This is a genomic window from Dongia sp., from assembly GCF_041910485.1.
In the GTDB taxonomy this organism is placed as follows: Bacteria; Pseudomonadota; Alphaproteobacteria; order Dongiales; family Dongiaceae; genus Dongia.
Genome location: NZ_JAYRQR010000024.1, coordinates 1 through 25347 on the forward strand (window position 1 = coordinate 1; position 25347 = coordinate 25347).

Sequence of the window (25347 nt, forward strand, 5' to 3'; positions counted from 1 at the left end):
ACCCTGGGGGAGCGTCCTGTGACCCGGGACTCGCGGAGGATCGCTCACCCGCTGATCCGGGGGGCCGGGCCTTGTGGCCGCCGACCAAGCCTGCCCCTCTCAAACAGGGGCCGATGCTTTCGGCCTGCGTCCATCGCTGGACTTGCGCCGAGGGACAACCGAGCGGCTCCGGATGGGGAGCCAGGGTGATGTGTGTGCACAGCTCTATTAGTACAACATTCCTAGTTCTTTGTCAAGAACAATTTAGGAACATCCGGAAGATCGGGCGCACGCTAAGCCTGGAATTGCTGGCTGGCTTGTTCGATGGCGCCGATCGGGGGCTGCCAGCGGCTTTGCTGGGCGAGGTCGTGGGGATAGGTGTCGGCGACGGTGACTTCGACTTCCAAGCGTTCGGCATGGCCGCCCAGCCTGGCGCCGCGGATGGGGGAGGCGCCGAGATAGTCGAGGCCGGTCGCGACCCTGACATGCGCTTCCGTGGGGCAGATACCGTTCGCCGGATCGAAGCCGACCCAGCCCAAGCCGTCGATATAGGCCTCGGCCCAGGCATGGCCCGCTTCCTGGTGGATATTGTCGTCGGAGCGCATGAGATAGCCGCCGACATAGCGCGCCGGGATGCCGAGATACCGGGCAGCGGCCACGAAGATGTGGGAGAGATCCTGACAAACGCCCTGCTTCATCTGAAAGGCGGCAGCGGCGGTCGTCGCCGTGTCGGTCTGTTCGGTGTCGAAGACGATCTCGCTGTGGATGGCGCCGAGGAGGCCGTGCAGGATTTTGAGCTTGTTGCTGCCCGCCTTGCCGGCAATGTCGCGCGCGAAATCGACGATGGCGGCATCCGCGACCGTGAGGGGCGTTTCGCGCAAATAGAGGTCGGCTGGAAATTTCTCGAGCGCGCCGCGCACGATGCCGTTGGTGTCGAGCATTTCGACTTCGCCTTCGACCGTGATGGTGAGGCTCGACAGTGGCCCGTCGAGGGAGAGCATGTGTAGGACATTGCCGAAGGAATCCTCGCCCGGCCGCAGCGTCCCGTCATGATCGACGTCGATCTGCCAGCGCCGCACATATTGCCCTTCGTGATTGCGGGGAGAGAGGCGCAGGGCCTGGATCATCGACTGGACCGGATGATCGTAGGTATAGCGCGTGCGGTGGCGGACATGGATCAGCATCGGTGGGCTTTCTCCTCAGCTCAAATATTGCGCGGCGACGGCGGCCCCTAGGCGGTTGTTGTTGTTGATGAAGGCGGTGACGAATTCATGCAGGCCCGACTGGAAGACCTGCTCGATGCGGTTGTTCTCCAGCTGCACCAGGATCGAGCGCGCAAGACGCTGCGATTCACCGTGGCGGCCATAGGCGCCGGAGAGCCTTTCCAGATTGGCGACGATCGCGCCGTAGCAGGAGGCGAGCGAGCGCGGCATCTGCTGATTGAGGATGAGGAGATCGGCGATGAGCCAGGGCTGCAGACCCTGGCGATAGACCCAGTGATAGGAGGTCAGCGCCGAAACGGCGCGTAAGATAGCCGCCCATTGCGAATAGTCGATGCCGCCGCCGACCGCCGCATGTTCGGGCAGCAGCACATGATATTTGACGTCGAGGATGCGCGCCGTGTTGTCGGCGCGTTCGATGAAGATGCCGAGGCGCGCGAACCAATAAGCATCGTTGCGGAGCATCGTCCGGTAGCCGGACCCGTCGAAGCGCAGCGAGATTTCCTTCACCCAATCGATGAAGTCCATCAGGCCGTCGGGATCGGTGGCCTTGGCTGCCATCTGCGGCAGTTCCAGCCAGGCGCCGTTGATGGTCTGCCACATCTCGGCCGTAATGGCGGTGCGCACGGCGCGGGCATTGGTGCGGGCGACTTCCAGGCAGCGCTTGATCGAGGAGGGATTGTCCTCGGAAAAGGCCAGGAAATGGACGACATTCGCCGCGTCCGGCGTTTCGTGGAATTTGTGAAAGAGGTCGGTGCAGCTGGCGGTGGCGATGGCGCTTTCCCATTCATTGGTGCCGCTGCCATAGGCCTTGGGGAGGGCCGAGAGGCGCGCCGCCGCTTCGAGCACGCGGGCGAGATAGTCGGCGCGTTCGACGTAGCGCGACAACCAGAAGAGTGAATCGGCGGTGCGGCTCAGCATCTTATTCTTCCACGACCCCAGAATCTTCGACGATCCACGTATCTTTGGTGCCGCCGCCCTGACTCGAATTCACCACCAGCGACCCAGCGCGCAGGGCGACGCGCGTCAGGCCGCCCGGCACGATGCGGATGCCGTCGGCGCCGGTCAGGATGAAGGGCCGGAGATCGACATGGCGCGGCGCGATCCCCTGATCGACGAAGGCGGGGCAGGTCGAGAGCGAGAGCGTGGGCTGCGCGATATAGTTGGTGGGATCGGCTTTGAGCTTTTCGGCAAAGAGTGCGATGTCGGCTCCGGTCGCATGCGGCCCCACCAGCATGCCGTAGCCGCCGGAACCATGCACTTCCTTCACCACCAATTCGGAAAGGTGGTCGAGGACGTAAGCGAGATCCTTGGGGTCGCGGCAGCGCCAGGTGGGCACGTTTTTGAGGAGCGGCTCTTCACCGAGATAGAAGCGCACCATGTCGGGGACATAGGAGTAGACCACCTTGTCGTCGACGGCGCCGGTACCCACCGCATTGGCGAGCGTCACGTTGCCGGCCATGTAGGCGGCAAAGAGGCCGGGGACACCCAGCATGGAATGGGGATCGAAGACGAGCGGATCGATGAAGGCATCGTCGAGACGGCGATAGATGATGTCGACGCGCTTCGGCCCCTCGGTCGTGCGCATGAAGACGACACTGTCGCGCACGAAGAGGTCGGAGCCTTCGACCAGTTCGATCCCCATCTTGTCGGCGAGGAAGGAATGCTCGTAATAGGCCGAGTTGAACTGGCCCGGCGTCAACAGCACCGCCGTCACATCCTTGCTGGCATTGCGCGGCGCCGCCGATTGCAGGGTGGCGAGCAACTCGTTGGGATAATTCTCGACCGGGGCGACGCGGTGGGCGCCGTAGAGTTCCGGCATCAGGCGAATCGAAATCTCGCGCCCGCCCAGCATGTAGGAAACGCCGGAGGGTGTGCGGGCATTGTCTTCCAGCACATAGAAATCGTCGCCGTCGACGCGCACGATGTCGATGCCGGCGATATGGATGTAGATGCCGTGCGGCACGGCGAGCCCCGCCATTTCGGGCCGGTAGGCGGGATTGCGCCAGACCAGATCCGCGGGGACGATGCCGGCCTTCAGGATCTCGCGCGGACCGTATATGTCGGCGAGATAGGCGTTCAAGGCTTTGATACGCTGCTCGAGCCCGGCCTTGAGCCGCGCCCATTCGGCCGCCGACAGGATGCGCGGGATGATGTCGTAGGGAATGATGCGTTCTTCGCCCTGGGCGTCGCCATAGACCGCGAAGGTAATGCCGCCGCGGCGGTAGAAGAGCTCAGCTTCGGCACGCCGCCGTTCTAACTGGGCAGAGGTGACACCTTGCAGCCATTTCGCCACCTCGAGATAGGGCGCGCGGACCGAGCCGTCTTCCAGCCGCATCTCGTCGAAAGGCATGAGCATTCCCCAGCAGACCTGTTTCCGCCGGGCGTTTGGACCGCCGGCGCTTTCAAAGGGAACAGCAAGGGCTGTGCCATGTGCCGGCCGTTGGATTCATTGCTGAAAGGGGCGCGACTTCCGGGAATTTGCCTAAATTTTAGGCAATGGCGCCAAATGCAGCGGCGGAGCCTGCCAGTTCGCCTGCCGGATCAAGAGAGCACTGGCTGGAAGATAACGTTATGTTATAACAATCCCTGCGCACAGATTATGGGAGCGGTCATGGGCTTCGGCATGAGCATGGTGGAACGGTTGTCGGTGGCGGCGGGCCTTGGCCTCGCCCTGCTGGTTCTGCTGCGCTGGGCGCTCTAGACGATGGATCATATTACCGCCCACGCGCACGGCGTCCATTTTCACGGACCCGACAGCACCGACCCGTCGATCCGCCTCGACAATGTCACCATCGCCTATCAGCGCCACCCGGCGGTCCATCATGTGAGCGGCAGTTTCGCCAAAGGGAGCCTCACCGCCCTGGTCGGGCCGAACGGCGCCGGCAAAAGCTCGCTCCTCAAGGCCATCGTCGGCTTGCTGCCCTTGAGTGGCGGCCATATCGATGTGGAAGCGCGGGACAAGCTCGCGTTCCTGCCGCAGGTGACCGATGTCGATCGCAGTTTTCCTATGTCGGTGCGTGAGGTGGTCGATCTGGGGCATTGGCGCAAGATCGGCGCCTTCGGCCGGCTGACGCCCGCGATGCGCGCCGCTTCATCATCCGCGTTGACCAAGGTGGGCCTTGCCGGTTTCGACGCGCGGCCGATCGCGAGCCTGTCGGTGGGGCAGTTCCAGCGCGTGCTGTTCGCGCGCCTCATCGCCGCCGATGCAAGCCTTATCCTGCTCGATGAGCCGTTCAACGCGGTCGACCAGCGCACCATCGCCGATCTGATGGCGTTGATCGACGCCTGGCATCATGAAGGGCGGACGGTGGTGGCGGCACTGCATGATCTCGATTTCGTGCGGCGGCATTTTCCGCACTGCCTGTTGCTGGCGCGCGAGCCGGTTGCCTGGGGTCCGTCGCCTGACGTGCTGACGCCGGACAATCTCGCCAAGGCGCGCATCGCCGCCGAAAGCTGGACCCAGCCCGCCAACATCTGTGCCGCCTGATAGCCTCCCATGCTCGCCGATCTCTTCATTGCGCCCTTCGTCGATTTCGCTTTCATGCGCCGCGCGCTGGTGGCGGTCATTGCCGTCAGCCTCGTCGCCGGTCCCTTGGGCGTCTTCCTGCAGCTCCGCCGCATGAGCCTGATGGGCGATGCGCTGGCGCATGCGATCCTGCCCGGTGTCGCCATCGGCTTCTTTCTCTTCGGGCTCGACCTCTGGGCGATGAGTGTCGGCGGTCTCGTTGCGTGTCTCACCGTGGCGCTGCTCTCCGGCGCCGTCGCGCGGCTGACATCGCTCAAGGAAGATACGAGCCTCGCCGCGCTCTATCTCATCTCGCTCGCGAGCGGCGTTCTCATCGTCAGCTTGCGCGGCAATACGCGGGATCTTCTTCACATCCTGTTCGGCTCGCTGCTCTCTATCGGCGGAGATGCGCTGGTGCTGGTGGTAGCGGTCGCCATCCTGTCGCTCGTCACCTTCGCCATCATCTACCGGACCCTGGTGGTCGAATGTTTCGATCCCCTGTATCTGCGCGCCGTGGGCGGGCACGGTGTGGCGGCGCACATGGCCTTCCTCATCCTCATCGCCGTCAATCTGGTGGCGTCCATCCAGGCGCTGGGGACCCTGATGGCGGTGGGCCTCATGATCCTGCCGGCCGCCGCCGCGCGCTTCTGGGCGGGATCGGTCGCCGGGATGATTGCGCTCTCAAGCGGGCTTGCTCTTCTTTCCGGAATCGCCGGCCTGCTCGGCTCCTATCATTTCGACCTGCCGCCCGGCCCCTCCATCGTGCTGGTGGCGGGGCTTGCCTATGCCCTTTCGGTCATCGCCGGGCGCCAGGGCGGCCTTGTGCGGCGCCTCTTTCCGGGTGCGCATCTGCAGCATTGAAATTGCTCGGCTAAGAATGTTCCCCTGAAAATGTTCCCCTGAAAATGTTCCCCTGAAAATGTTCCCCTGAAAATGTTCCCCTGAAAATGTTCCCCTGAAAATGTTCCCCTGAAAATGTTCTGGGGGCGGGGCCGTTATGCGCGCCGTGCATTGCCCTTCGCTTGTCAGCGACCGTTCGGGACCGCATGATCCCGCCAACGCTTTCGCGAAGAGGAAACGGCTCCATGCGCATCCTGGTCATCCAGAACGAACCCACCTCGCATGTCTCGCTGCTGGGCGAGCATCTCAAGGCCAAGGGGGCCGATTTGGTGACGGTGCAGCCGCATCATGGGGTGGATCTGCCCGAGACGCCCGCCGGCTTCGACGGCGCCGTGATCCTGGGCGGACCGCAGCACGCCCATAACGACAAGGATTTTCCGGCATTCGTGCCGACCTGCGAGCTGCTCAACGCCTTTCATGACGAGGGAAAGCCGCTCCTGGGCCTGTGCCTCGGCGGCCAGTTGCTGGCACGGAGCTTCGGCGCCAAAGTCCGGGTCAACGACTTCTTCGAATATGGTTATCTGCCGATCGACATCACCGAGGATGGCCGCAAGGACCCGTTGCTCGGCGGGCTCAATCCGCGCCAGCACATCATGCAATGGCATGAAGACACGTTCGCGTTGCCCGAGGGTGCCGTGCGGCTGATGACCGGCGCCACCACCGCCAACCAGGCCTTCCGCTATGGCGACACGACCTATGGCTTCCAATGCCATTTCGAAGTCTCGCTCGACCATGCCACCAGCTGGATCGAGGATTTCAACCACGTCATCATCGGCAAGCTCGGCGAGGAAGAGGGCCGCAAGGCGATCGACCGCGCCCGCGGCGAGTTCAAGCAACATGCCCGCGACGCCAACGAATTCTGCCGCGTGGTCGGCGGAAGATGGGCCGAACTGGTGAAGGCACAGAGACAGGCACGGGCGGCGTAAGGTCTCCTCTCGAAACAGGGGTTCTATCCGCCGCGTCTATCGCTCGCCGCAATCTCTGGATCGCACCGAACGATGCGCTTTTCCGCCATCACCTCATCGGCTTCGGCCTGCTACTCCTCGACGGCAGGCTGTTCTGCTTTCGCTGAGGCCTTGCGCTGCATCACGGCGACGAAGAAACCGTCGGTCCCCTGCCGCAGGGGCGTGAGCGACAGGGTGGGCCCATCGGCCGGGCAATCGGTGCCGATGACGTCGCGCCAAACCTCGGCGATGGGTACGCGCTCGAAATCGGGATGGCCCGAGAGGAACGCGTCGATCTGCGCGTCATTCTCTTCTGCCAGCATCGAGCAGGTGGCGTAGACGAGGCGCCCGCCGGGCTTCACCAGGCGCTGCGCAGAATCGAGGATGCTTGCCTGCAATTTGGTGAGGCGCGGCAGATCATCGGGTTGCAGATTCCATTTGGCATCCGGGTTGCGGCGCCAGGTGCCGGTGCCCGAACAGGGCGCATCGACCAGCACGCGGTCGAAGCTCGCGGCATGGCGCTTCACCCAGGGGTCGCGCTCACTCTCGAGCCCACGGCGTTCGACATTGAAGACACCAGCGCGCTTCAGCCGATCGCCGGCGCGTTCGACGCGGCCCTTCAGCGTGTCGCAGGCAACGATCTTGCCCTTATTCATCATGGCGGCGGCAATGGCGAGGGTCTTGCCGCCCGCACCCGCGCAGAAATCGACGACACGGTGGCCGGGCCGGGCATCAACCAGCAGGGCCGCCAATTGCGAGCCTTCGTCCTGCACTTCGATGAGACCATCCTGGAAGCATTTCAAGGCGCCCATCGGCGGACGGCCCTCCAAGCGCAAGCCCAGCGGCGACAGATGCGTCGCCGTCGCGGTCACATTCTCGGCCGCCAAGGCGGCGATGGCTTCCTCGCGCGTGGCCTTCAAGGCATTGGCGCGGATGTCGGTCGCGGCTTCCTCGATCTGGGCCGCCATTTCCTGTTCGAAATGGGGGCCGAAGCGTTTGATGAGGCTCTTCTCGATCCATTCGGGATATTCGAAGCGCACCCATTTCGGCTGCGCGCCGTTGCGGATGTCCTTGCCTTCGAGGGACAGGGCAAAGGAGCGCTCGGTGCGGTTCATCTGCTTGGGGCGGTAATCGCCACCGTCGAAACTGCCGGCGACTTTGTCCGCCGTCCAGCCGTCGATGAGGACGAGCTTGGCGATGAGGCGTGCGCGTTCGAGATGCGGCAGGCCCTGTTCGGATGTGAATTCGCCGATCCACCAATCGAGCTTCGCCATCTGGCGGAGGACCGCATAGGCGTGATCGAGGATCGCACGCCGGTCCGACCCGCCGATATAGCGCCGGTTGCGGAAGAAGGCGGCGGCCGAGCGGTCGGCGGGTGCGGTGCCGCTGTGCATCTCGGTCAACAGATCAATGGCCGCCTGCAGGCGTGCGCCGGGAGTCATGAAGGTCAGTCCTTAAAACGCCGTCATCCCCCGCTTGTGGGCGGGGGATGAAATAGAGAGCAATGAACGCCGTGATGGCTTCTTACATATTCTGCCGGTAGTTCGGCGCTTCGCGGGTGATCTGCACGTCGTGGACGTGGCTTTCCTGGAGACCCGCATTGGTGATGCGCACGAAGCGGCACTTGGTCTGCATGTCGGGGATCGTGCCGTTGCCGGTATAGCCCATCGACGCCTTGAGGCCGCCGACCAGCTGGTGAATGACGGTGCCGGCCGGACCCTTATAGGCGACGCGGCCTTCGATGCCTTCGGGCACGAGCTTCAGCTTGTCCGAGACTTCTTCCTGGAAATAGCGGTCGGCGGAACCCCGTGCCATCGCCCCCAAGGAGCCCATGCCGCGATAGGATTTGTAGGAGCGGCCGTTCAGCAGGAACACTTCGCCCGGCGCCTCGTCGGTGCCGGCGAGAAGCGAACCCACCATGCAGCAATCGGCGCCCGCGGCGATGGCCTTCGCCACATCGCCCGAATATTTGATGCCACCATCGGCGATGACGGGGATGCCCGACCGATGCGCGCGCTCGGCGGCATCCGAAATGGCGGTGAGCTGCGGCACGCCGACGCCGGCGACGATGCGCGTGGTGCAGATCGAGCCCGGGCCGATGCCGATCTTGATTGCATCCGCACCCGCATCGATGAGGGCCTGGGCACCCTCGGCCGTCGCCACATTGCCGGCGATGACCTGGGCATCGTTGGAAAGACGCTTCACCGCGCCGACCGAGGCGAGCACGCCGGCCGAATGGCCGTGCGCCGTGTCGACGACGATGACGTCGACGCCGGCGTCGAGCAACGCTTCGGCGCGGCGCAGGCCGTCGTCGCCCACACCGGTCGCCGCGGCAACGCGCAGGCGCCCGTTCTCATCCTTGCTGGCATGGGGATAGGCTTGCGACTTCTCCATGTCCTTCACAGTGATGAGGCCGATGCAGCGGTAATTCTCGTCGACCACCAGCAGCTTCTCGATGCGGTATTGATGGAGGAGCTTGCGGGCCTCGTCGCTGCTCACCCCTGGCTTCACGGTGACGAGCTTGTCCTTGGTCATCAGATTGGCGACCGGCTCGTCCATCTTGGAGGCAAAGCGCACGTCGCGGTTGGTGAGGATGCCGACCAGCTTGCCGTTGCCGCGCTCGACCACCGGAATGCCGGAGATGGAATGGGCTTCCATCAGGTTGAAGGCATCGGCCAGCGTCTCGTCCGGGTGGATGGTGAGCGGGTTCACCACCATGCCGCTTTCGAAGCGCTTCACGCGGCGGACTTCCTCGGCTTGCCGCGCGATATCGAGATTCTTGTGGATGACGCCCATGCCGCCATTCTGCGCCATGCAGATCGCCATCTTGGCCTCGGTCACCGTATCCATCGCCGAAGAGAGCAGGGGAATATGGAGATTGATGCGGCTGGTGAGCCGTGTGGCCGTGTTGGCCTGGGCCGGCAGCACCTGGGAGTGCGCGGGCTCGAGAAGAACGTCGTCGAATGTGAAAGCGTCGCGGATCTGCATCGCACCAACCTTGCGGATATGAAAAACCGCCCCCTGTGTGGAGGGCGGTGTGGGTTGGCGCCTCATCATACAGATTGGGGGGATTCCCACAAGCCTTTGGGCCCTGCGCCCGACGCTGGGCGGCAATGCGCGCCCGCTTGGTGGCAGAAAGTCACGGCAGGTTCAGGAAATGCTGCCCAAGGAGCTCGAAAATCGTATCGGGATCAGGGGTTTGCAGAAGGATATGGTCCGTCTGGGTGGCGCAGGGTTCGACCAGCAATCGCCCGAGTTCGGGATTATCCCCCGTTACGACACGGAAATGGGCATGGGTCTTCCCGAACAAGTCCGGCTGCAACAGATAAGCGACCACCAGCGGATCGAACAGCGCATCGGCCTTGGATTCGTGGACATAGGCGCGCAAGAGGGCGGCGACGGCCTTGGCGATCCGGGTACCGGCCGCCTCGATCCGCTGGATGCGGGCGGGCGTGGCGCTCACCGGGCGCGCCGTTTCGATGGTGACGAGAGTCATGGGCACGCCGCTCAGGCAGACGATGTCGGCGGCATGCGGATCGAGCCAGAAATTATACTCGGCATGGGGTGTCGCGTTGCCGCCATTCGCGGCAGCGGCGCCACCCATGACGATCATCTCGCGGATGCCTTGCCGCGCCGCCGGATGTTCCTGGAGGAGGCGCGCGATGTTGGTGAGCGGGCCGATGGGCGCCAGGGTGATGCTGCCAGGGGCTGCCTCGGTCAGGGTCTTTGCGAGCCAAGCGACGGCATCGGTTCCATCCGGCTGTCGCGAGGGCTGCGGCAGGCCGATGCCGCCCAAGCCATCGGCCCCGTGCACGCCCCAGCCGGCCCGCGCATAGGATCGCTGCAAAGGCTGATCGGCACCGACATGGACCGGAATGCCACTCTTGCCGGCGGCATCGAGAATGCGCTGGGCGTTCTCGGCGCAAGCCAGCGCGTGACCGTTGCCGAAGACGACGCTCAAGCCACGGACGTCGAGCTCGGGTGCCGCAAGAGCGAGCCAGATGGCTATGGCATCATCGATGCCGGGGTCGGTGTCGAAGATCAGCTTCAAGGGCATGATGATGTCTAGCGGCGGAAGCCTGTCATTGTCGGAAGCCCGTCACTTTCGGAAGCCCTGGGCCACGACATAGATCTCAGCCGAATCCTTGCGGCTGGCATCCGGCTTCACATGCTTCACGCTGGCGAAATGTTTCTTGAGCTGCGTCAGCAATTCGTTGGTGGCGCCGCCCTGCAGCACCTTGGCGATGAAGGTGCCGCCGGGCGCCAGTACTTCGACCGCGAAGGCGAGGGCCGTCTCAGCCAGATCGATGATCTTCAAATGATCGGTCTGCGCATGGCCTGTGGAAGAGGCCGCCATATCGGAGAGCACGACATCGGCTTCGCCTTCCAGCAGTGCCTTCAGCTTGTCGGGTGCCGACGGGTCCATGAAGTCGAGCTGGATGATGGTGGCGCCCGGCATGGGCTCGACCGCCTGCAGATCGATGCCGATCACCTTGCCGCGCCCATCGGCCGAATGCACGCGGTCGACCGCGACCTGGGTCCAGCCGCCGGGGGCTGCACCCAAATCGACGATGCGCCCGCCGATCTTGAAGAAATGGAACTTCTCGTCGAGCTGCAGGATCTTGAAAGCAGCGCGCGAACGATAGCCGCGCTTCTTCGCCTCGGCGACGTAAGGGTCGTTGAGCTGCCGGTCAAGCCAGCGCGCCGATGAGAGCGACCGCTTGGCGGCGGTCTTCACGCGCGTCTTGACGCCGCGACCGGTAAGCGCGCTTTCTTCCCGCGCGCCGCCGCGCTGGCCGCCGCGGCCGCCTGATCCCCGGTTGTTACGCATGTCGAAACTCCAAAATCAAAATTCGCTGGCGGCGACGAGATCGGCCGGTGCATCGGCCGCGCGCAAGTCAGGCACATCCTGCTCGTCGAAATCGCCATAGACGGTGTCCGGCGCGGTGCCGGTCATGAGGCTCATCAGAATGCCTTCGCGCACGCCGCGATCGGCGACGCGGAGCGTACCCACCGGCCACAGCCGGCAGATGGCCGACAGAATGGCGCAGCCGGACAGAACCAAATCCGCCCGCTCGACACCGATGCAGGGAAGGGTTGCGCGGCCGCGGCAATCGCGCCGCGCCAGATCGCTGCTGATGCGCTCGACATCGCCGAAACGCAAATATGATCCATCGACCAGGCTGCGTTCATAGCGCGCGAGGCCCAATTGGATGCCGGCGAGCGTCGTCACGGTGCCGGAGGTCCCCAGCATCTGCACGGCACCCTCGCCGATGAGACGGCCCGCGCCGATGGCGCGGCGGAAGGGATCAAGCTCCCCCACCACCTTGTCGACCATGCGGCGGTAGAAGGCGAGTGGTGCCTCGCCGCCGCTCGCTTCGGCACCGAATTCCTCGGTGAGGCTGACGACGCCGAACGGCATCGAATGCCAGGCGACCATCTGCGGCGGGCGGCCGGGTTTGAGGCGCAGCCAGCCAAGCTCGGTCGAGCCGCCGCCGATATCGAAGACGATGGCATGAGCGACGTTGCGGTCGAGGAGCGGCGTGCAACCCTTGAAGGCGAGGTCGGCTTCCTCGCCCGAGGAAATGATGTCGAGGGCGATGCCGGCCTCGGCTCGGGCGCGCTCGACGAAGCTCAGGCAATTGTCGGCGCGCCGGCAGGCCTCGGTAGCCACGGCCCGGGCAAGGCTCACCCCGCGTCGCTCCATCTTGGCGGCACAGATTTTCAGGGCCTCGATGGTGCGGTCCATCGCCTCGGCGGAGAGGAGGCCGCTCTGCGACACGCCCTCCCCTAAGCGGACGATGCGCGAAAATGCGTCAATGACCTGATAGCCGCCCGACCCCTGCCGCGCGATCAGCAGGCGACAGTTGTTGGTGCCAAGGTCAAGGGCAGCCATGACTTGGCCGGGCTTGGCCGCACGCGTACGCCATAGCGCAGGTGCCGGCGACCCGGATAATGCACCGTTCACGCCTCAATACTCCTATGCCCCGATGGATAACCCATTGAAACAGCGCGGAAAATAACTACCGCAGCCCGTTCGGGCAACCCATGCCGGGTATCGTCGTCACATATCCTACATGGATCGGCGGGCGAGATAAAGTTGGGGGGATTGGGGTGGTTTTCCCGGCTCACCGGCGGCGGCGGCCACGAACGCCACACAAGGCTTGAACTTGACCCATCAGGGCATTATGTTCCGCCCGCTTTCAGCCGCCCGGCCCCATCAGGCCCGGCCGCCCCTGCTGGGGGATCGTCTAACGGTAGGACAGCGGACTCTGACTCCGCCAGTCTAGGTTCGAATCCTAGTCCCCCAGCCACACTCTTTATGAGTGTATATCTCAAAAGATACAATCAGGAATTGTGCCGTACTTCCGGAGGTTAGCTGGTAGATCATCGCCGCGCATAACAGAGATCTCGAGAATATCAGGTTTTTCGGCGCTTTCTCGCGTTCCCATCTCTGAATGCCAAAAATCCGGTTATGGCTGGTGGGCTGATTGGCGATAGATCATGAGCAGAAACGTGCTCTCGTCACGCGACATAAGACCCGCGTCGCGAAAATGTTAGGGGTGAGGGCGAGAACTCAAGTCGACGCGCTGAAGAAATATGCGCCGCTAAATGATCAGCAGAGCCCGCTGTTCATCCCAAGATACCGGCAGCGGGCAAGCGCGCTTCAACGCTTCAGGCGTCAGGCGCATGGGCTGGGTGCCGGTGACGATCATCTCGGTGATGTCCGGCGCCAGGAACGCGAGTGAGATCTTCTTGCTGATATACGGCGCGCTTACGCCGGAGAGTCTTGCAAGGTCCGCGATGCTGGCAACGCGCCGGTTGGCGAGATCATCGAACCATTGACGCGCCTGGACGATCTCCCGCACCAGGCGGCTGTCGACCTTGGTATCCTTTGTTTCGTCCTGACCGATCACGAGCCTGACTTCCTTGCCGCAGCGGATGAACTGACCGAACACGTTGATCTCGATCGGTGGCTGGAATTGCTCGGCCTCACTTACCTGCCCAAGCAAGAGTGATATGAAGCGAGCAGGCTGGGCTTTGATCGTGATGGTCTTCTTCGCCACCACAATGCGATCGATGACGGTGGGAATCAGGCCAGTGCCCTGGGCCAATTCCTTCTCGATCATATTGGCGAGGTTGCCGGCTAATGAGGTGAGACGCTGGAACCTCGTGACGTCGACATGGCCTTTAAATGTTTGGTCCAGCCAATGTTGGTCCCGTAGATGGCGGGCAAGGGATTGGACGACAATCTTTTCCAGATCCGATGCCGGAACACGGAAACCATCCCCGGCCTGGGTGGGGCCGCGCATCTTGCTTGCCGAGACATAGTAACGGTACTTCCGGCCCTTCTTATTGGTATGGCTCACCTGGAGCGGAATTCCGGCTTCATCAAAGACCAGGTCCTTTAGCAAGGAGGTCGACGGTCGCTTTGTGCGTGCAGCCTCCCCAGGCCCCTGGGCATTGAGGGCCGCCTGGACCTCCTGAAACAGATCCTCCGGTACGATCCTGGGGTGTTCACCGGGGTACAGCTCCCCCTTGAACAAGACCAGGCCCCGGTAGACCTGACCCGTCAGGATGTAACCCAGGGCGCCCCGACCGATGACGCAGCCGCCAAATGGGCGGCCATCGGTCCCGATATGGTTCTTTGACCGGATGCCGGCCTGCTTGAGGTCGGTCTGCAGGGCGTTGAGGGATCTGAGTTCCAAATAGCGTCGGTAGATATGCCGGACGGTCTCAGCCTCCGCTTCATTGATGACCAGCTTCCGGTCTTTGACGTCATAGCCGATAGGCGGTCTTCCACCCATCCACATGCCCCGGCGCTTGGAGGCAGCGATCTTGTCCCGGATGCGCTCACCCGCCACTTCCCGTTCGAACTGGGCGAAGGAGAGCAGGACATTAAGTGTCAGCCGGCCCATTGAGGTGGAGGTATTGAACTGCTGGGTCACGGCCACGAAGGAGACCCCGTACTTATCCAGGGTCTCGGTCAGTTTGGCGAAATCCGCCAGGGATCGGGTCAGGCGGTCGATCTTATAGACGACGATGATATCGATGGCGCCATTGACAATATCAGCCAGCAGGGCCTGGAGGGCAGGGCGCTCCAGGGACCCACCGGAGAAACCGCCATCGTCATAGCGGGTCTCAAGAGGGATCCAGCCTTCATGCTTCTGGCTGGTGATGTAGGCGGCACAGGCATCCCGCTGAGCATCCAGAGAGTTATAGGCCTGGTCCAGACCTTCATCGGAGGACTTCCGGGTGTAGATGGCGCAGCGGCGGGGGCGCTCAGCCATGGTCTGACCCCTTGGCATCACCTGGCTTGCGGAGTCCGAAGAAGCGGGGACCGGATTGGTGGGTGCCGGTGATGAGCTTCGCGATCAATGTCAGGCTCTTATAGGTCTTGCCCCGGTAGGCGAACTGGCCGTCCTCCAGGGTCAGGACCTCATGGACCGTTCCCTGCCATTCTCGGATGAACTTGGTGCCGGATTTGGGAAGCGGGGTGGTGCTCACGCGGCCGGGTTTCGATCCGGTCTTGAAAGCGGCGAGGCCAAGTTGTGTTCGGCGGCTGAGGCCGCCGAACACCTGTTCCTGGAGTTTGTAGCCGATCGCCAATCGGAGCAGCTCGCGGCTCATGAGACCTGGAGCCTGGTTGGGGTAGAACTCACGCCACCGCTGGCGGAGAGCTGAGATATCCATGGTCTCCAGTGTCGCGAGTTGCTGATCGATCGAACTCATGACGATTACCGTCAGGCCGGCACCCGGTAATGTCGGGTGCCGTCGATCACTTCGCTGGTCAGTTTGAGGCCGTACCGTTTCTTGACGGTACCGGAGAGGAAACCGCGGACGCTGTGGGGCTGCCAGGTGGTGGCGATGGAGAGTTCATTGATCGTGGCGCCATGCGGTCGGCGCAGCAGTTGCAGGACCTGGGCCGACTTCTTGTCGGGGTTGGCCTTGGTGGCCTGTTTGCCGGCCTTGGAGGCGGGCTTCGGCTTTGCGGCGGTTTTGGGGGTGACGGTCTTCTTGGTGGCTTTAACCATGGTGGTGATCTCCTGATCATCAGGGACCCGGAATTGGGTCCCCCACCACCCAAAGCCCGCTAAGCGGGCTGACATTCGGCGAGGACGGCGATAGCGCCCTTCGAATGCCAATAGCAATGCTCTCGTTGCAAAGGAAGTCCAGTTCGTTTCGACGTTTGAGAGGGTAAAATGCAACGGTTGCGCCTTAACTTGAACGGATTGTTTAGTGCGCTCGGATAATATCGCAGCAGCATTCAGCCTAGACAGTTTATAGCCTAGGTGCAGCTGACGTCGCCGCCATGAGGCCATCTATGAAAAACAGAGATGGTGAGGCAGTGAAGCCATTGCCGCGGCGGTCAGCGTGGCTGAACGAAATCAAATATCGGATTCTTTCGTAGTGCGAGGTGCTACGTGACAAAACTCGGGCGGCAATTGAAGTAGGCGCCAAGATGTTCGCTGATCCTGCTCCGGTGAAGGAATGGCGGTGGATGGTAAGACCGCGCTCAGTTTGGCGCTTCGAGTAAGCCAGCCAATCCGTTTTCCTTAACGAGTGAATACGCGCCATAAACCGCCAGCGCGAACTGGCCCATTTCAACCCCTTCTTTTACCGCTCTCGCCTTCGAATAGATATTCTTGGCCAGGAGCCCCAGCTTTAGCAATAAGGCCTGTGCTACGGGGTCTGCGCCGTCCTGCGGCAAGTTTCGCTCTAGTGCCAGATATGCGCCGACGAGTTTTTGGAGAGAGTCGATTGTGTATCCCCAGCCCAGCCATCCGATTTTCTCTAGTCGGAACCTGAGGGCAGTAAGCCCGTCGATAATCGCTTGCCGGATGAAATCGTTTTCTTTGAGTTGCGCGTCACGCAACCAAGTCAATAAGCCGTCAATCTGCTCGACCAACTCAGCGATCGCTTGATCGTCGAGCTTAGGATAGCTGACGACCTTTTTTACGACAGGTGACAGCATCTTGATCGGTTGGGTATTGTTACTGCCGAGGTACTTGTGCCCCAACTGCTCCCAAGTTCCGATCAAGCAGTCTCGAGAAAACGCGGCTTTCAATTGATCTATGTGTTTGCGCGCATCGGTCTTTATCTCTTGCTCAACATTCATTGTATCGATCAGGTCAGCGAGGAAATTAGCACGATCTACTATGCTGAAAAGAATCAGATAAAACTCGGAGGACCATGCCGGCACGCCGAATTTCTTGGCCAAATGCTCATCGCCTTTATGCTTACTCGCCCCGGAAAGTTTGGCGCAAACTTCCGCCAGTTCCTTTGCTGGATCCGTCTCGCTGCTCATGCACGCCTCCCGCGGATGAAAGAGGGGCCCGGCCTTTGGTAGGCCGAGCCCCAAGCGCAACTAGGGTACCTTGAGATGAAGAAAGCTACGCTTCGCGAACCGGCACAGCTGCCGAGCCCTTGACCAGCTGGACGACCGCAAGGCAGTCCGACTTGTTAACGTAACCTTCACCAGAGTTGGCGATCTTACGGTTGTTGGCCGCGAGAAGGTGCCAGCGCCAGTAGCCCTGTTGATCCTTGTAGATAATGTAAACCATTGGGGTAATCCCTATGCATGCACCCGCCCGGCTTCATCTGTTTTCCTACCGGTATCAAGGTGCCGACTACGTCATCGAGATCCCGGCCGACAACGCCGACGATGCAAAAGCACGCATCGCTCAACTGGCCTGGGCCAGATATGACGGCGAAGTGGTGGCGAAGATCCCTGCTATCGCAGGCCCGCTGCCAGCTGTCATCGCATGGCTTCGGAACCTGATTTTCCGGGCTCTGTGACCCTTACGTGACCAACAGCATGCGCACCCCCAGGTGTATGGCGCGCGCTTGACGTCGACGGTTGCGGGAGCGTAGCTTCCCGCTCGCAGAGGGGTGTCAACGGCCTGACGCGCAGTGTCTGGCTTTCGCCCCTGAATTCGGCCCGGCGGTGCTAACGCCGGGCCGAATTGTTCTACAGGGGTTCCAGCTAGGATTTCCTCATAATGGCCCTATCCGTCAAGGGCTATCATGCTTCAGAAAAATGTTGTTTCAGAATCAGTTAGTTGCTCCAACGCTTTCGTGCGGTGGCACAACTCTGAGGTGATCATTTCATCGGTCGACTCGGGACAGTAGTGCTGTCAAGACAGCCCGAAAGCGCCCATTTGCTGCAGCTTTTACTTCATCTCTCGAGGCCCCCGTCCGCGGCGGCCAACTCACCCTTCCAGTGAGTAATTTGTTGTATAAATCACTCTTACATTGAATAATATGATGCATTAATGAATATATGTCTACATCAAATGAATGGGAGAGCAGTGTGGAGTATTTTTCGGTTGTCCAGAGCCTATGCCGAATTGGCTTGGAAAGCCCAACTCCCCAGTTTCGCAAACAGGTCGAGCGTCTGAGAGATCGCTTGGTTGCTGATGGAGATGAAAAATCTGCGGCGGCTCTCAGTCGGCTTCTTGCCGGGGGAGCGTCGGAGCAGACAATGGCTCCTAGCGCAGTAGAAGTATCGCGTTCCCTTGTCACGGGAGATGAATTAACGAGCAACGTGCATCCGCCTTCGGATAGAGAAACAAGTGTCGCGTTGGCGGAAGTGGTTTTAGAGCCAGGAGCGGGAAAGCCGGCTCCGATCTTTACCGAGACACTGCAAATCGCGCTGGATGCAATGCTGAATGAGTGGCGCCAGGCTGCCGCACTGCGTGCTGCCGGCGTTGAGCCTTCACGCTCTTGTTTGATCTATGGTCCTCCGGGCACTGGGAAAACACTATCTGCATTTTGGTTAGCGTCTCAGCTGAGGCTGCCTATCGTAAATGCTCGTATCGATGGCCTTGTGAGTTCCTTTTTGGGGACGACCGCGCGAAACATCGCAAATCTTTTTTCTTTCGCTAATAGATACAGATGCATGTTGGTTCTGGATGAGTTCGATGCGCTGGCCAAAATGCGCGATGATCCTCACGAGGTGGGGGAGATTAAACGTGTAGTTAACACGCTGCTACAGAACCTCGACGGCCGCGCAAACACAGGACTGACTATTGCAATCACGAATCACGATACGCTGCTCGATAGTGCGGTATGGCGACGGTTTCAGAACCATATTCGTATCGACTTACCCGATGAGAGAACGCGCATATCGATGCTGCAGACTTTTCTCACGCCGCTTGAGATTGAGGAGGACGTGGTCAAGGCCCTTGCTTTCATAGTAGGTGGGAGATCGGGTTCGGATCTCAAGAATTTTACTGATGCACTGAAACGCGTTCTGGCTCTTGGGGCGGTGAAAGTATCGTCGGCGGTAGTTATAGAGGCGGCAAAATCGCTCGTGCCACGCATGGGGATAGATACCGGGGAGAGCTCGCCAGGCCGGTTGTTCGTGGAAGATGAGCCCAGTTTTGTTGGGGCGCTATTGTCCTCAGGGCTTGGCATCAAGCAAGAGTCGGTTGCCACAATGCTCGGCCATAGTCAGCCGACAATTTCCCGCTATCGTAAAGAATATGCTGGTAGGCGGGCAAATTAAGGGGGGTTTATGCCAAATAACCCGGTGCAGATTGTCCTAAACGACGACGCCTATCTTCGAGCGCCAGACCCAAAAAGGGGAGGCACGGATAAGGATTTCTTTGAAAAAAGAGACGGTGATTTTGTGCGCCATCGTGACGGGCTTATCGTGAAACTTGACCAAGTTGCGCAGTCTCTCCAAGCGTCCCCTTACGGTCCCCTTAGCTATTTGAGGGTGCGGATGCGAACAGAGGCTATCGCTAAGTCGTACCGCCCCAACCGTGCGGTCTTTATCCCTGATCAGTTTCCTTGCGTTGGAGCCGGAGCGCCGGGAGAGTTGTTTTTTAGAGCGCCCCAAATTCACCTACGTCGACTGCAGTCGAGGATTGCTGAGGCCGAGAGCGAGGCGCAGATCCGTCAGTCTCGCGAGACAGGGAAGCCATATCACTACGTATCGCGAGCACGATCGGAGGTGGGAGCTATTGAGGCGATCGATATTGCGCCTTCTGACAGAAAGCGCAGCTTTTCTGCTGCTGAAGCCGTAAGCGCGATGACTGATCCAAGAGCGGCAAGCGGTTATCTAATCGAGTTGTTTGAGGCGCAACCGCTTGGTGTTGGTCACGATGGCGATGCACTAGGATTTCATAAATCCTTTCTCAGCCTCCAATCAATTTTCCTCAACGCAGGAGATGGATTGGTGGCGACACTACTGCCGAGCCCAGGCGGCACTCCCGCAATCGAAGCGCTTCTAACTTCCACGAAAGAAGCTCCACGTCTCGAGGATCGGCGGCTCGTTCAGACAAACTCGAATGATTTCCGGCATCCGGTGCGTGTCGACCAGGACGTTATGCGGCACGACGAGTTCCTTCGAGCATTGTCGGCGCATCCATTGGTGAGGCGTATCCGTCTTCCCTTGCTGATTCAACCTACCAATGTCGATAGCACTCCTTCAGGCAGTATTTTCTCCATTCCGGCTCGCGTTGTGGAAGGGCGATACCCAAAGGTTGGAGTGATTGACACAGGAATCGCCGGACCGTTGGAGGCTTGGGTCGAAGCACGTCACGATTTCTTGCAGCCAGGTGAATACGACCCAGACCACGGAACGATGGTGGCGGGCGTCCTAGTTGGCGCTCGGGGGGCAAATGGTCCGGCCTTGGCACGAGAGGAGGACGGATGTTCGGTGGTTGATCTCCCTCTACTGCCCTCTGGCCCTTTTCTTGACACCTATGGTCGACGCGGGTTTGAGGCGTTTCTCGAAGAGCTCGAAGTTGCAATTGCGGAGGCTCGTGAAACCTACGGCGTCCGAATTTTCAATATGTCGCTGAATGTCGTGGCTTCCGTTGATCCGGATACATACAGCATTTACGCTGCGCGGCTCGATGATATCCAGGACCGCTTGGGCGTGTTAATCGTCAATTCTGCCGGCAATCTTAGCGGAGCCGACTGGCGCCCCGCATGGCCAGGAAAAGTCAATCAAGTGCTTGCGCAGATTGCTACTAGGACCGTGAACGATACAATTTTCATGCCTTGTGAAAGCGTGAGAACGATTGCTGTTGGAGCCTTGAATCCGCCGGGGTCTGCTCATATGGAGCACGCTCCGGCCACTTATACTCGATGGGGCCCCGGCTTGCGGGTGGGGGTCAAGCCTGATGTTGCTCATTTCGGCGGCACAGGTGATGCGGCAAACCCAACCGTCACTCATCTGATATCATGCGCTCCTACTGGCGAGCAGGTGCAGACCTGTGGCACAAGCTTCGCTGCGCCACTTGTAGCCAAGACCCTTGCAGCATTGGACATTGCCACGGCCGAAAGGCTAGCACCTCGGACATTGCGCGCATTTATGATTCACAACTCGATTGTGCCGGCGCCGCTATCCAACAACCGGCTAAAGGACGTAGCACGACGCTTTGTTGGTTTTGGCCAACCGGCTGACGCTGCCTCAATGTTAGAAACCGGCGATCATGCAATTACTCTTGTATTCGAAAGCCGTCTGTCTGTGGGGGTAAACCGACCCGCTATACTGCGTTTTCCTTTTGCATGGCCGGCACCCCTCGTAGATCAAGCCAGTCGTGCATGTCGCGGTCGTGTCAAGATGACGCTGGTATATGACCCCCCAATTGATCAGGCGTTCGGTGCCGAGTTTATTCGGGTAAATCTCAGCGCACATCTAAAGCAGAGGCAGCCGGCCGATCAGAAGGATGGTACCCCGAGTTTTCACGATCAGGTATCGCAAGCCTTCTTACCGCGAACTGGTAAGTTATCGATACCAGAGAAAAGTCTGATCCAGTATGGGCTGAAGTGGTGGCCGACTAAACGCTATGAAGCAGATTTCTCTGAGGGCGTGGGTAATTCAACCGAGTGGCGAGTTGAGGTCGAAAGCGTGGTGCGTGCGGAGGCTACATTTCCTGCAGAAGGCATTCCGTTTTCACTCGTTGTAACCATTGAAGATGAGCAAGTCGGTGCGCCGATTTTCGACTCGCTCAGACAATCTCTAATCGCCAATCGGGTTCAGATGCAGGATATTCGAACTGCAATTCGCGTGCGGCCTACAAACCGAACTTAGCATGGACCTCTAAGAGGCCGCGTGTGGCGGGGATTGACCCTGTGATCCCTACCATGTGAGCACTGTATCTACGGCGCAATAGTAGTTAGTTACTCTATTTTCCATAATGCATGTTAGGCGGCTACCACCTGACATCAATCAACTGTGTCTATCCGATGCGACCATCACAACTGGAATTTTTCAGCGATCCGTGGCCTAGATTCTGAGGATCGGTCAAATTTAAGCGACCCGCGCCGTGCATATGGCGGCGGTACAGTTGGCGTCCGACAGCTCCGCAGGGGCGTAGCCGCGGCAACTGGGCCGGCGCCTATTCCTCGCCACCGGCCTTTGCCAGCACCTTCACCAATTCCGCCAGCCGCTTCCGCGTCGCCGCTCGTGGAATTCGGTAGTAGGCCCGCACCAGCTCCAGCGTTTCCCGCTTCATCGTCGGATCGGCCTCATATTCGACCGGCGCCGGTGCCTTGACGCCCATGAGCTTGGACGGTGATTTATTCTGCACATCGCCAGGGATATCCTCAAAGAAATAGGATATCGGCACATCGAGAACGCGACTGAGATCGAAGAGACGGCTACCGGAGACCCGGTTGGCGCCGCGTTCGTACTTCTGCACCTGCTGGAAGGTAAGGCCGATGGCATCGCCCAGAACTGTCTGGCTCATACCCAGCAACGTCCGTCGCTGGCGCATACGCTGACCCACGTGAACGTCGATCAGGTTCGGAAAGCCTTTGCTTGCCATGCGGCCGGATGACTTGCGCGGCTTGGTCTTGCCGGCCGTTTTCTTCGCCATTGTCATGTTCTCGCCAGTTACGGCCCCCGATTACCATACTACGGCAATCAACAGCTGTGGAAACCCCCTCGCCGGCGAACGGCAGGCAGCCGCCACGCCACCCGGCGCCCGGATCCGCTATCTACCGGCGCGCCGTGCGAAGTCCTGCCGAAGCGCCCAGGCCTGGGCTTCCAGATCCCCGGCCATGTCGAGCTGCACCCCCGGATTCCGGCTCTTAGTGGCGAAGTCGAGTGTGACCTCCTGCACCAGTTCCCGGATCAGGCGTCGGGTTTCCTCGACGAGCGCGGCTTGGATAGGACGAAGTTTCATGGCGTTTCTCCCCTGCCAGAATGGCCCCGGCAGCACCGCCTGCAACTGCCGGCGGCGTGCCAATGGTCGCGCCGCTACTATCGAGGAGTCGCGCTGCTCTCGACTATGTTCAAAGTCGGTCTGCCTCGGCATTAGATCGGCGAGCTAAAATCTGACTATTGACGCCGCCCACTCTCATCCAACAGTGCAGCCGCCGGCACCTTGAGCGCCTTGGCAATCTTCTGCAACACGATCACCGTCGGGTTCCGGACCCCGCGCTCGACCCCGCTGATATAGGTCCGATGCAGGCCGCATTCGAAGGCGAGCTCCTCCTGGGACCAGCCCCGCTCCTCCCGGTGCTTCCTCATATTGATCCCCACGCGACGGCGAATATCCATGCCCCGAGGGGACCGGATCGTCGCCTATTGATCTACAGCCTAAGAGTCTCATTTCGCTGGACTTGGGTCGGGAAGCAAGCCATCAGAGTGGCGAGGAATAGGAAGGAGATAGGTGGGTGACAAAGCCGGCGCGGGGTACCGATAGCGACATTGCCCAAGGGATGGCCGTCACGATCGCGGCACTCTCGCACCTTCTGGGCGATGCGGTAGAGCATCTGACGGAAGCTCAGGTCTATGTCGAGCAAGGCGAGATGAACGCCGCCGTCGGCACCCTGCTGGACCTTGAAACCCGGCTGACCGACGCAGCCGCCCTGCACCGGAGCATTCTCGTTCTGCATCGACAGCGCTGACCCGGCGCCCAGCAAATCCCCTTCCAGCAACCGCTAGGAGGATGACGCCTGCTTGCAAGTGCCTGAGCGGGCAGGGTCACCTCAATGATGTAGACGATAAGTCTCATGCACGGATCATGCTGCCGGTCGTTACACTGAATGGAGAGACAAGATGACGGTAGGAAAAGCGACGCTCCTGACCAACGGCCAGAGGAGGGGCGTATGACCGAAAAAACGCCCCTTGAGGCCAAGCCGCGCGTGGCACCGTTGACCCTCGCCGAAGCACATGCCCGCTGGCGGCCCCTGACCTTGGGGCGGCAGTACCCGGCCGATCTGGATGCGGCACAGGTGGCAGCAATCGACTGGCTGATCCGCTGCGGCGAGGAACGGCTCGGTCAAGCAAAGATCGGGTCGGACTTTGAGACCGGTGATCCCGCGGCCGAGTCATATCTGAATAACATCGCGGAATTCCCCCATCTTTTTGTTCTGGGCTGTGTCATGGACCGCCAGATCCCCACCTCGCGGGCCTGGCGTATCCCAACCACGGTTGGGGAAGCGCTCGGCGGCATGAGCTTCACCCACTTCTCAAGCTGCGACGCCCAGCATCTCGGGGAGATCTTCGCATCCGGCCGATTGCATCGGTTCCCCGGCAAGATGGCCGCCTACTTTTATGGTGCCATTCGGCTCATCACAGAGAGATACGAAGGCGATGCCGGCAGGATTTGGGCGCCGGGGTCGAGCAGCGCCGGGGTCATTCGCCGCCTGCTGGAATTTGACGGTATCGGCCTCAAAATCGCCAATATGGCGGTCAACATCCTGGCGCGGGATTTTCGGGTACTGCTCACCGAGTACTCCAGCATCGACATCGCGCCCGATAGCCGCGTCGCGGAATTCTTCAAGCATCACCGTATGTTGCGGACCAAGAAGCGGGAAGAGATCATCTATCTCGCACGCGAGCTCTACCCCTGGTATCCGGGCATGTTGGATATCGGGGCGTGGGAATGGCAGAATCCGGCCAGTCGGTCTCGTCGTTCTTAGCCGCCTATAGATTGACCGACAAAAACTCGAGCAGAATTTGACAAACCCAAACTGCGTGGGGCCACGCTAGAGTTGTGGTGTCAACAGCAATGAAACTTTATCGCCCAACTTTATCTTCACCTCATCTGGCCGTGCCGAAGATGAGTGGATTGCGGATCCGATTGTAGCGGCGCAAAGTAACATCTAGCAGGTAACGATTGCCGCCTATGCGCGGATGAGAATTGCATCAAAAAGCCGTGCTCATAGCTCCGAATGACAGCCTATCGACACCAGACCACACAAGGAGAACCGTATGTCACTCAAAACAGCGAAACGCGGTGCGCCAAGAAAGTTTCCCGAAGGAGATGACCGAATCGCGCTCTTCCTTGCGGTATTGGCAAGATTGCTCGGGAACATGTCTCTCAGGAACATTTGCCGGCTTTACTCCAAGGCACCCAAACGTGTTCCACATGGGCCGAGGGCTGTCGCCTACTACTTTATGGTTATGCTTGCCATTCCTGACAAAGAGCTGGAGACCATGCGCCGACTCCGAAACAAACAATTCAATGATATGAGACTGGCTGATCGAACTCACCCCCATGAAGTACTTGCTGGATTGGGTGCCCGCACACAGATTGGGCGCCATCCACTTGACTCATACATGGCGTGGTTCGACTACAAGCTGGCGGCCCTTACTGGTGGGAGCTTGGAAATCGTACCGGTACAACGCCAGCTACAGTTCGGCGGCCCCCGGCGCTATAGCGCATATGTGGCCGCGTAGCCGGCGAGAACTGGTCTGGAATGGCACGGAGAAGAAGAGTGCCATTCCAGATGCCTCCTGCACGCGAATGTTTGCCTGATTTACGCCCAACATTCTTGAGTATTGTGGCAGAGCCTCAAGGAATTGTCTTTTTCTGCCCAACCG

The 25347-nt window shown here is 60.5% G+C and carries 25 protein-coding genes and 1 tRNA gene; 10 read left to right on the forward strand and 16 right to left on the reverse strand.

Translation table 11 applies throughout. The features are described 5' to 3' along the window. Positions 1-272: 272 nt before the first annotated feature. From ACE3PP_RS06600 to ACE3PP_RS06610, 3 genes are read right to left on the reverse strand one after another with little or no spacing between them, the layout of a single operon-like run. Positions 273-1163 (reverse strand): transglutaminase domain-containing protein, encoded by an 891-nt coding sequence (locus ACE3PP_RS06600; protein WP_374379454.1) that lies wholly within the window; start codon positions 1161-1163, stop codon positions 273-275. 15 nt (positions 1164-1178) lie between these two features. Further along, positions 1179-2120 carry an alpha-E domain-containing protein gene (locus tag ACE3PP_RS06605; RefSeq protein WP_374379456.1) on the reverse strand — a complete coding sequence of 314 codons (942 nt, stop codon included), beginning with the start codon at positions 2118-2120 and terminating at the stop codon, positions 1179-1181. Position 2121: 1 nt separating this feature from the next. After that, positions 2122-3558 (reverse strand): circularly permuted type 2 ATP-grasp protein, encoded by a 1437-nt coding sequence (locus ACE3PP_RS06610; protein WP_374379459.1) that lies wholly within the window; start codon positions 3556-3558, stop codon positions 2122-2124. A gap of 348 nt (positions 3559-3906) precedes the next feature. Between ACE3PP_RS06610 and ACE3PP_RS06615 the strand changes: the two genes are divergently transcribed. From ACE3PP_RS06615 to ACE3PP_RS06625, 3 genes are all read left to right on the forward strand, one after another. Beyond that, the gene (locus ACE3PP_RS06615) at positions 3907-4689 is read left to right on the forward strand and encodes a metal ABC transporter ATP-binding protein (protein WP_374379462.1); all 783 of its coding nucleotides are present in this window, start codon (positions 3907-3909) and stop codon (positions 4687-4689) included. A 9-nt stretch (positions 4690-4698) separates the two neighbouring features. Continuing rightward, positions 4699-5568: a metal ABC transporter permease gene (locus ACE3PP_RS06620; RefSeq protein WP_374379464.1), complete on the forward strand. Its 870-nt coding sequence runs from the start codon at positions 4699-4701 to the stop codon at positions 5566-5568. Between the two features lie 224 nt (positions 5569-5792). Further along, on the forward strand, positions 5793-6533 hold the full coding sequence (locus ACE3PP_RS06625) for a type 1 glutamine amidotransferase (RefSeq protein ID WP_374379467.1): 741 nt from the start codon (positions 5793-5795) through the stop codon (positions 6531-6533). Positions 6534-6643: 110 nt separating this feature from the next. Here the strand turns inward: ACE3PP_RS06625 and ACE3PP_RS06630 are convergent, their stop codons facing one another. From ACE3PP_RS06630 to ACE3PP_RS06650, 5 genes are all read right to left on the reverse strand, one after another. Continuing rightward, positions 6644-7993, reverse strand: coding sequence for an RsmB/NOP family class I SAM-dependent RNA methyltransferase (locus tag ACE3PP_RS06630; RefSeq protein WP_374379470.1), 1350 nt, complete (start codon positions 7991-7993; stop codon positions 6644-6646). 82 nt (positions 7994-8075) lie between these two features. Further along, positions 8076-9539, reverse strand: coding sequence for an IMP dehydrogenase (gene guaB / locus ACE3PP_RS06635; RefSeq protein WP_374379473.1), 1464 nt, complete (start codon positions 9537-9539; stop codon positions 8076-8078). Between the two features lie 151 nt (positions 9540-9690). After that, positions 9691-10608 carry a nucleoside hydrolase gene (locus tag ACE3PP_RS06640; RefSeq protein WP_374379476.1) on the reverse strand — a complete coding sequence of 306 codons (918 nt, stop codon included), beginning with the start codon at positions 10606-10608 and terminating at the stop codon, positions 9691-9693. A 42-nt stretch (positions 10609-10650) separates the two neighbouring features. Then, entirely contained in the window at positions 10651-11382 is a 732-nt protein-coding gene (locus ACE3PP_RS06645) for an RlmE family RNA methyltransferase (protein ID WP_374379479.1), read from the reverse strand. Between the two features lie 15 nt (positions 11383-11397). Continuing rightward, complete coding sequence (locus ACE3PP_RS06650) at positions 11398-12519, reverse strand: Ppx/GppA family phosphatase (RefSeq protein ID WP_374379482.1); 1122 nt, start codon at positions 12517-12519, stop codon at positions 11398-11400. Positions 12520-12791: 272 nt separating this feature from the next. Here ACE3PP_RS06650 and ACE3PP_RS06655 point away from each other — a divergent pair. After that, a tRNA-Gln gene (locus ACE3PP_RS06655) sits at positions 12792-12865 on the forward strand. A gap of 294 nt (positions 12866-13159) precedes the next feature. Here the strand turns inward: ACE3PP_RS06655 and ACE3PP_RS06660 are convergent. The 5 genes from ACE3PP_RS06660 to ACE3PP_RS06680 all read right to left on the reverse strand — a co-directional run bounded on the left by ACE3PP_RS06660 (position 13160) and on the right by ACE3PP_RS06680 (position 17116). After that, positions 13160-14842, reverse strand: coding sequence for a recombinase family protein (locus ACE3PP_RS06660; protein WP_374379485.1), 1683 nt, complete (start codon positions 14840-14842; stop codon positions 13160-13162). Further along, entirely contained in the window at positions 14835-15284 is a 450-nt protein-coding gene (locus ACE3PP_RS06665; protein ID WP_374379488.1) for a DUF2924 domain-containing protein, read from the reverse strand. The genes ACE3PP_RS06660 and ACE3PP_RS06665 overlap by 8 nt, the downstream gene beginning before the upstream one ends. Positions 15285-15295: 11 nt before the next feature. Further along, positions 15296-15586, reverse strand: coding sequence for a DUF3489 domain-containing protein (locus ACE3PP_RS06670; RefSeq protein WP_374379491.1), 291 nt, complete (start codon positions 15584-15586; stop codon positions 15296-15298). A gap of 482 nt (positions 15587-16068) precedes the next feature. After that, entirely contained in the window at positions 16069-16860 is a 792-nt protein-coding gene (locus ACE3PP_RS06675) for a hypothetical protein (protein ID WP_374379494.1), read from the reverse strand. 85 nt (positions 16861-16945) lie between these two features. Beyond that, on the reverse strand, positions 16946-17116 hold the full coding sequence (locus ACE3PP_RS06680) for a YegP family protein (protein ID WP_374379497.1): 171 nt from the start codon (positions 17114-17116) through the stop codon (positions 16946-16948). Between the two features lie 13 nt (positions 17117-17129). Here ACE3PP_RS06680 and ACE3PP_RS06685 point away from each other — a divergent pair, with 13 nt between their 5' ends. The 3 genes from ACE3PP_RS06685 to ACE3PP_RS06695 all read left to right on the forward strand — a co-directional run bounded on the left by ACE3PP_RS06685 (position 17130) and on the right by ACE3PP_RS06695 (position 21603). Further along, a complete protein-coding gene (locus tag ACE3PP_RS06685) occupies positions 17130-17351 on the forward strand; it encodes a hypothetical protein (protein WP_374379500.1) in 222 nt (73 codons plus the stop codon). Positions 17352-17865: 514 nt separating this feature from the next. Then, positions 17866-19062 carry an AAA family ATPase gene (locus tag ACE3PP_RS06690; RefSeq protein WP_374379503.1) on the forward strand — a complete coding sequence of 399 codons (1197 nt, stop codon included), beginning with the start codon at positions 17866-17868 and terminating at the stop codon, positions 19060-19062. Between the two features lie 450 nt (positions 19063-19512). Next, positions 19513-21603, forward strand: coding sequence for a S8 family peptidase (locus ACE3PP_RS06695; protein ID WP_374379506.1), 2091 nt, complete (start codon positions 19513-19515; stop codon positions 21601-21603). 307 nt (positions 21604-21910) lie between these two features. Here the strand turns inward: ACE3PP_RS06695 and ACE3PP_RS06700 are convergent, their stop codons facing one another. The 3 genes from ACE3PP_RS06700 to ACE3PP_RS06710 all read right to left on the reverse strand — a co-directional run bounded on the left by ACE3PP_RS06700 (position 21911) and on the right by ACE3PP_RS06710 (position 23046). Further along, positions 21911-22390 (reverse strand): helix-turn-helix domain-containing protein, encoded by a 480-nt coding sequence (locus ACE3PP_RS06700; protein ID WP_374379508.1) that lies wholly within the window; start codon positions 22388-22390, stop codon positions 21911-21913. A 117-nt stretch (positions 22391-22507) separates the two neighbouring features. Further along, positions 22508-22699, reverse strand: coding sequence for a hypothetical protein (locus tag ACE3PP_RS06705; RefSeq protein WP_374379511.1), 192 nt, complete (start codon positions 22697-22699; stop codon positions 22508-22510). A gap of 155 nt (positions 22700-22854) precedes the next feature. Beyond that, positions 22855-23046: a helix-turn-helix domain-containing protein gene (locus ACE3PP_RS06710; RefSeq protein ID WP_374379514.1), complete on the reverse strand. Its 192-nt coding sequence runs from the start codon at positions 23044-23046 to the stop codon at positions 22855-22857. A 146-nt stretch (positions 23047-23192) separates the two neighbouring features. Here ACE3PP_RS06710 and ACE3PP_RS06715 point away from each other — a divergent pair, with 146 nt between their 5' ends. From ACE3PP_RS06715 to ACE3PP_RS06725, 3 genes are all read left to right on the forward strand, one after another. Further along, on the forward strand, positions 23193-23426 hold the full coding sequence (locus ACE3PP_RS06715; protein WP_374379517.1) for a hypothetical protein: 234 nt from the start codon (positions 23193-23195) through the stop codon (positions 23424-23426). A gap of 201 nt (positions 23427-23627) precedes the next feature. After that, positions 23628-24443, forward strand: coding sequence for a hypothetical protein (locus tag ACE3PP_RS06720; protein WP_374379520.1), 816 nt, complete (start codon positions 23628-23630; stop codon positions 24441-24443). 292 nt (positions 24444-24735) lie between these two features. Continuing rightward, positions 24736-25203: a hypothetical protein gene (locus tag ACE3PP_RS06725; protein WP_374379523.1), complete on the forward strand. Its 468-nt coding sequence runs from the start codon at positions 24736-24738 to the stop codon at positions 25201-25203. Positions 25204-25347: the final 144 nt, after the last annotated feature.